Consider the following 6,877-nt stretch of genomic DNA (forward strand, 5'->3'; position numbering starts at 1 on the left):
TCAAAGTCTGCTGTCCAAGTCCTGTTGGCGTCTCACTTCAAACAATGACCACTATTCTCCCGAACCTTCCCACCGGCCAGAAGGTCGGCATCGCCTTCTCCGGCGGCCTCGACACCAGCGCAGCGCTCCTGTGGATGCGCAACAACGGCGCCATCCCCTACGCCTACACCGCGAACCTGGGCCAGCCCGACGAGTCCGACTACGACGAGATCCCGCGCAAGGCCATGGCCTACGGCGCCGAGAAGGCCCGCCTGATCGACTGCCGCGCGCAGATGGTGGCCGAGGGCATCGCCGCCCTGCAATCGGGCGCGTTCCACATCTCGACCGCCGGCATCACCTACTTCAACACCACCCCCATCGGCCGCGCAGTCACCGGCACGATGCTGGTGGCCGCCATGAAGGAAGACGACGTCAACATCTGGGGCGACGGCAGCACCTTCAAGGGCAACGACATCGAGCGCTTCTACCGCTACGGTCTCCTGACCAACCCGGACCTGAAGATCTACAAGCCCTGGCTGGACCAGCGCTTCATCGACGAGCTCGGCGGCCGTTCCGAAATGTCGGAATACATGCGCCAGGCCGGCTTCGACTACAAGATGTCGGCTGAAAAGGCCTACTCCACCGACTCCAACCTGCTGGGCGCCACCCACGAAGCCAAGGACCTGGAGCACCTGAACTCCGGCATCCGCATCGTCAAGCCCATCATGGGCGTCGCCTTCTGGCGCGACGACGTCGCCGTCAAGGCCGAGGAAGTCACCGTCCGCTTCGAGGAAGGCCATCCGGTCGCCCTGAACGGCGTGGAATACAGCGACCCGGTCGAACTGATGCTCGAAGCCAACCGCATCGGCGGCCGCCACGGCCTGGGCATGAGCGACCAGATCGAAAACCGCATCATCGAAGCCAAGAGCCGCGGCATCTACGAAGCCCCGGGCCTGGCCCTGCTCTTCATTGCCTACGAGCGCCTGGTCACCGGCATCCACAACGAAGACACCATCGAGCAGTACCGCGAAAGCGGCCGCAAGCTCGGCCGCCTGCTGTACCAAGGCCGCTGGTTCGACCCCCAAGCCATCATGCTGCGCGAAGCCGCCCAACGCTGGGTCGCCCGCGCCGTCACCGGCGAAGTCACCGTCGAACTGCGCCGCGGCAACGACTACTCGCTGCTGAACACCGAATCGCCCAACCTGACCTACGCGCCCGAGCGCCTGTCCATGGAAAAGGTCGAAAACGCCCCGTTCACGCCCGCGGACCGCATCGGCCAGCTCACCATGCGCAACCTCGACATCGTCGACACCCGCGGCAAGCTCTTCACCTACGTGAAGACCGGCCTGCTGGCCTCCTCCGGCAGCTCGTTGCCGCAACTGAGCGACGAAGGCAAGAAGAAGTAATTCTTCCAGCCCAAAACCAGAAAGCCCTTCGGCACGCCGAAGGGCTTTTTGTTTGGAGCACCAATCGCAAGACACCGCGCAAGCCCCCAAAGGCCGCCCGCGCGGCCGGCCGGGGGCGAGCCCCGCAAGATCCTCCGCCACACCCCGTCCATGGCGAGAACGCCAAGCACACAACTCTCCCCAACGACCAGACGGATTCAACCGTCGCAGCCTGTGGCAGGCCCCCGCCGCCACAGGCGTCCAAAGAACCCGCATCGCCTGCAACGAGCAAACAGGAGCCTAAAGCTCCACCTGCATCCCCATCTCCACCACCCGATTGGCCGGAATCTTGAAGAACTTGGTGCTGCGCGTGGAGTTCCGAGCCATGAACGAAAACACCGCCCGCCGCCAGCGCCACAACGCCGGCTTCTTCGCCGCCACCACGGTCTGCCGCGACAGGAAGTAGGAAGTCCGCATCGGCTCCAGATCGATCTCGGGATACGCCTCCGCCACCAGCCTCAGTGCCTCCGGCACATCGGGATCTTCCTTGAAGCCGTAGTTGATCGTCGCCTGCCAGCTCGACGCCGACAGCTTATGCAAGGAAAAACGTTCCTCCGGCGAGACATACGGCACGTCCGCCACCAGGATGGTCAGGAACAACACATGGTCGTGCAGCACCTTGTTGTGCTTCAGGTTATGCAGCAACGCCGGCGGCACATTGCCCGAATTCATCGTCATGAAGATCGCCGTGCCCGGCACCCGCGACGGCGGATATTCCTCCAGCTGCGCCATGAATTCCTTCAGCGGCTGACGGTCCCGCTGCTGCATCTCGGACAGCAGCCGGCGCCCGCGGCGCCACGTCATCATCAGCGTGAACACCACGATGGCCACCAGCAGCGGCAGCCAGCCGCCCTCGTGGATCTTGAACACGTTGGCCGAGAACAACAGCACGTCGAACAGCAGCAGCAGTCCCAGCGCCACCAGCCACAGCACACGCTTGATCCCGGTCGAACCACGCGGCAGCACCGCGAAAGCCAACACCGACGTCGTAAGCATCGTGCCTGTGACCGCAAAACCATAGGCCGCGGCCAGGTTGTCCGAATTGCGGAACAGCAGCACCAGGATCAGCACCGCGCACAGCAGCAGCGCATTGACCTGCGGCAGATAGATCTGCCCCTTCTCGACCGCCGAAGTATGCAGGATCTGCATGCGCGGCCAGAACCCCAGTTGCACCGCCTGGCGCGTGACCGAGTAAGCCCCGGAAATCACCGCCTGCGACGCCACGATGGTCGCGATGGTGGCTAGCGCCACCAGCGGGGCCAGCCCCCATTCCGGCGCCATCATGAAGAACGGATTGCGGATCGCCGTCGGATCGCGCAACAGCAGCGCACCCTGGCCGAAATAGCACAGCGTCAGGGCCGGCAGCACCATGCTGAACCAGGCGCGGCGGATCGCCGGACGGCCGAAGTGGCCCATGTCGGCATACAGCGCCTCGGCGCCGGTCAGGGCCAGCACCACCGCCCCCAGCAACACGAAACTGATCCAGGGGAACTCGACGATGAAGCGCAGCCCCCACATCGGGTTCAACGCCCGCAGCACTTCCGGGGTCTGCCAGATCTGCCAGCCGCCCAGCGCGGCCAGCGTGCCGAACCACAGCAGCATCACCGGACCGAACAGCTTGCCCATGGCGCCCGTACCGTGCGACTGGATCGCGAACAGGGCGATCAGCACGACCAGGGCCAGCGGCACGACCCAGGCGTCCAGCTGATGCGACACGATGCCTATCCCTTCCAGCGCCGACAGCACCGAAATCGCCGGCGTGATCATGCTGTCGCCATAGAACAGCGCGGCGCCGAAAATCCCCAGGACGATCAGGACCCAGCGCAGCTTGCCTTCACGCCCGCGCACCGCCAATTCCAGCAAGGCCAGCGTGCCGCCCTCGCCGCGGTTGTCGGCGCGCAGCACCAGGGTCACGTACTTGAACGACACCACCACCATCAGCATCCAGAACAGGATGGACAGCACGCCCAGCAGATGGGCCGGCTCCAGATCGGTGTGCACGCTCAGCCCCGTCAAACAGGCCCGCAGCGTATACAGGGGACTGGTGCCGATATCGCCGTACACCACCCCCAGCGCCCCCATGATGAGAGCGGCGCGCGACGACGGCGCGTGTCCGCCGAGCGCATGCCCATTGGACGACGAAGGAACGCTGACCGAACCTTGGCTCATGATGTAGGTTCTTGACGAGTGAGTTGGGCTCCCTTGCGGGGGCCGGGAAACACGACGGAAAGCCGCGTTCCTGAAAAGTCCGGACGGCTGGTGAGCTTCCACCAGGCGCCATGCGCGTGCGCGATCTCCCGCACGATGGCCAGGCCCAGACCGGATCCGCCCGCGGTAGCCGTGGGAGAACGGTAGAAGGCCTCGAACACGCGTTCGCGCTCATCGGGAGAAATGCCCGGCCCATCGTCCTCCACGGTCAGCGAAGGCGGATTGGCGCCGACGATCAACGTGATGCGGCCGGTCTTGTTGCCATAGCGCAGTGCGTTGTCGATGAGATTGCCCAGCAGCTCGGCCAACAACAAGGGATCGGCGTCGATCCAGATAGGCGCGTCGGGCGCCACCAGATCCAGCTCGTAGTGCGCCTCGCGCACCCGCGGAAACCACTCCGCGCCGTTCGCGCGCACCCATTCGCACAGGTCGATGCGCACGAAGCTGTCTTGCGGGCGGGCGTTGGGGTCGGCGCGCGCCAGGACCAGCAGTTGCTGCCCCAGGCGGATCATACGGTCGCTGACGGCCTTGATGCGTTCCGCCCGCGCCCGCACATCGTCGGGCAAGGGACGCGCCAGCATCAGTTCAGACTCCAGCCGCAGGCCGGACAAGGGCGTGCGGAGCTGATGCGCCGCGTGGCCGATGAAGCGGCGCTGGGCCGCCAGCGAGGCGTCCAGGCGCAGCAGCAAATCATTGGTGTGCGTCACCAGCGGCTCGATTTCGACCGGCACGCCGGCCACTTCCAGCGGCTGCATGTCGTCGATGGAGCGTTGCCTGATCTCTTCGGACAGGTGATTGACCGACCGCAGCCCGGAGCGTACCCCCTGCACCACCACCCAGGTGAACAGCGCAATCAGCGCGATCTGCCCCACCACCATCAGCCAGAAGAAATCTTCCAGCATCCAGAGCGACATGTCGATCTTGTGCGTGATGACCCAGGTGGCTGCCAGGTCCAGCAGGACTAGCAGCAGGATCGGCGGCATCAGGCGGATGACCAGATGCCGCGCAAGCGAGCGGGAGGGGAGCAAGGGGCGGGAAGCCGGTGTAGCGGTAGGAGTGCGTTCCTGCATCATGACGCAATGCCCTCGCCCAGGCGTATGGATGCGCTCGGCCGGCGCGACCCGGCCGAAGCCGGCCCGTCAGGCCGTTTCCACATCCAGCATGTAGCCAAAGCCGCGTACCGTCTGAATGCTTGCGCCCGTGCCCTCCAGACGCTTACGCAGGCGGTACACATAGACTTCGACGGCGTTTTCGCTGAAATCGGCGTCCCAGGCGGAAAGCGAGTTCACGATCTGGCGCTTGGTCACGACGCGGCCGACGCGGGCCATCAGCATTTCCAGGACAGAAAGTTCGCGCACCGACAGGGACAGGCGCTGACCATTGGCGCGGACTTCGCGGCCGACGGTATCGAACACCAGCGGACCGACTTCGATCAGGGGCTGCGCCTGGCCGGCGCGGCGCCGGCCGAAAGCACGCACGCGCGCCGCCAGCTCGGGCAGTTCGAAAGGTTTGGTGACGTAATCGTCCGCCCCGGCGTCCAGGCCCGCGACGCGGTCCTCGATGCCATCGCGGGCGGTGAGGATCAGCACGGGGACCTGATTGCCGTCCTGGCGCAATTGCCGCAGGACATCCAGCCCGCTCATGCCAGGGAGGTTGAGGTCGAGCAGCATCAGGTCGTAGGGCTGGCCTGCCAAGGCGCCCAGAACCCGGTCGCCCTCGGTCAGCCAGTCGACCGCATAGCCTTGGTCGGCCAGAAATTCCTGGAGCGCGTGGCCCAGGGTGGTGTCGTCTTCGATTACCAGAACTCGCATGCGGCGATTCTAGCGCGATCCCGGCCGGAACGGGGCGCGAAATACGCCCCGGGGCCGGGAAGCGTTCAAGGTGCGGACGGAGCCGGGGCGGCTCCGGCTGCGGCGGGGGCTGCCGCGCCCGCGGCGCCGCCCGAAGGAGGCGTGGTGACGAACCCGATGCGCGTCATGCCCGAACGGCGCGCCGAAGCCATGACCTTGGCCAGCGTTTCATAGCGGGTGTTCTGGTCCGCACGGATGCGGATCTCGGGTTGCGGCTTGGTGCCGGCGATCGACTTGAAGCGGTTGGGCAGGTCATCGATATTGACCGGCTTCTCGTCCCAGAACAGCGCGCCGCTGGCATCGATGGCCAGGTCGACCGTCTTGGGCTCTTCCTCGATCTGCTCGGCGGCCACCTGGGGCATGTTGATCTTGATCGAGTGCGCCAGCAGCGGCGCGGTGATGATGAAGATCACCAGCAGCACCAGCATCACGTCGATCAGGGGCACCATGTTGATCTCGGAAACCGTGTGGCTTCCGGATCCTTTGCCCTCGAAGCTGCCAAAGGCCATTATTCGCTCCCGCGTTGAGCCGCCGCGCCGTTGCCGTTCTGGCGGCGCAGGGCGCGCACCTTGCCGTCGGACAGCGCAACTTGCTGGCCGGTGGTCAGGAACGCGAACAGATCATGCGCGAAGGCATCCAGGCGCGACAGGAACACGCGGTTGTTGCGCACGAAGGTGTTGTAGGCCAGCACCGCAGGAATGGCGACCGCCAGGCCCAGACCCGTCATGATCAGCGCTTCGCCCACCGGACCGGCGATGCGGTTGATGGTCACGCCGTCGGACAGGCCGATGCCGACCAGGGCATGGTACACACCCCAGACCGTGCCGAACAGGCCCACGAAAGGCGCCGTCGAACCGACCGAAGCCAGCACCGTCAAGCCGTTTTCCAGCTTGGCGGTTTCTTCGTCGATCACCTTGCGCATGGTGCGGGTGACGAAATCGGTATTGCTCCCGGCTTCTTCCAGCTTGGTCGCGCCGAACTTGTTGTGATGCGCCTGCGCGTGCATGGCGTGGCTGGCCAGGTGCGAGAACGGATCGCGCGCGCCGTGCGTGACGATTTCGTTTTCGACCTGCTCGAGCGAGCTGGCGTTCCAGAACTTGTTCAGGAAATCCGCCGAGCGCTTGCGCATGCTGACGTTGCTGGCGACCTTGACCAGGATCAGATACCAGGTCACCAGCGACATCAGGATCAGGATGATGAACAGGCTCTTGCCGACAAAGTCGCTCTGCGCGATGAAGTGCATGAAGCCCATGTCGGGGACCGCGGCGGGAGCCGGCACGGCAGGGAGCGCCGAGGGCAGCGCAGCGGCGGCGCCTTGCAGCGCGTCGGCCGACTGCTGAACAGCGCCGGCGGCTTGCGGAGCCACGGCACCGACGGTCGAGGCGGCTTGTTGGG

At 65.4% G+C, this 6,877-nt stretch carries 6 protein-coding genes; 1 reads left to right on the forward strand and 5 read right to left on the reverse strand.

Annotation, left to right across the window (positions count from 1 at the left end):
• Nucleotides 1–44 precede the first annotated feature (44 nt).
• Complete coding sequence (argG, locus tag WBB14_RS06935) at nucleotides 45–1,385, forward strand: argininosuccinate synthase (RefSeq protein ID WP_424239184.1); 1,341 nt, start codon at nucleotides 45–47, stop codon at nucleotides 1,383–1,385.
• A 279-nt stretch (nucleotides 1,386–1,664) separates the two neighbouring features.
• On the opposite strand, the gene WBB14_RS06940 is transcribed toward argG, so the two are convergent.
• The 5 genes from WBB14_RS06940 to WBB14_RS06960 form a co-directional block, all read right to left on the reverse strand.
• The gene (locus WBB14_RS06940) at nucleotides 1,665–3,593 is read right to left on the reverse strand and encodes a potassium transporter Kup (RefSeq protein ID WP_424239185.1); all 1,929 of its coding nucleotides are present in this window, start codon (nucleotides 3,591–3,593) and stop codon (nucleotides 1,665–1,667) included.
• Nucleotides 3,590–4,705, reverse strand: coding sequence for a sensor histidine kinase (locus tag WBB14_RS06945; protein WP_424239186.1), 1,116 nt, complete (start codon nucleotides 4,703–4,705; stop codon nucleotides 3,590–3,592). Before WBB14_RS06945 ends, WBB14_RS06940 begins: the two co-directional genes overlap by 4 nt.
• 66 nt (nucleotides 4,706–4,771) lie before the next feature.
• On the reverse strand, nucleotides 4,772–5,443 hold the full coding sequence (locus WBB14_RS06950; RefSeq protein WP_006218435.1) for a response regulator transcription factor: 672 nt from the start codon (nucleotides 5,441–5,443) through the stop codon (nucleotides 4,772–4,774).
• A 65-nt stretch (nucleotides 5,444–5,508) separates the two neighbouring features.
• On the reverse strand, nucleotides 5,509–5,991 hold the full coding sequence (locus tag WBB14_RS06955) for an ExbD/TolR family protein (RefSeq protein WP_088139398.1): 483 nt from the start codon (nucleotides 5,989–5,991) through the stop codon (nucleotides 5,509–5,511).
• A partial coding sequence (locus tag WBB14_RS06960) for a MotA/TolQ/ExbB proton channel family protein (RefSeq protein ID WP_424239187.1) occupies nucleotides 5,991–6,877 on the reverse strand: 887 nt, incomplete at its 5' end. The genes WBB14_RS06955 and WBB14_RS06960, both read right to left, overlap by 1 nt.

The sequence above is a fragment of the Achromobacter sp. genome, from assembly GCF_049647645.1.
In the GTDB taxonomy this organism is placed as follows: Bacteria; Pseudomonadota; Gammaproteobacteria; order Burkholderiales; family Burkholderiaceae_B; genus Achromobacter.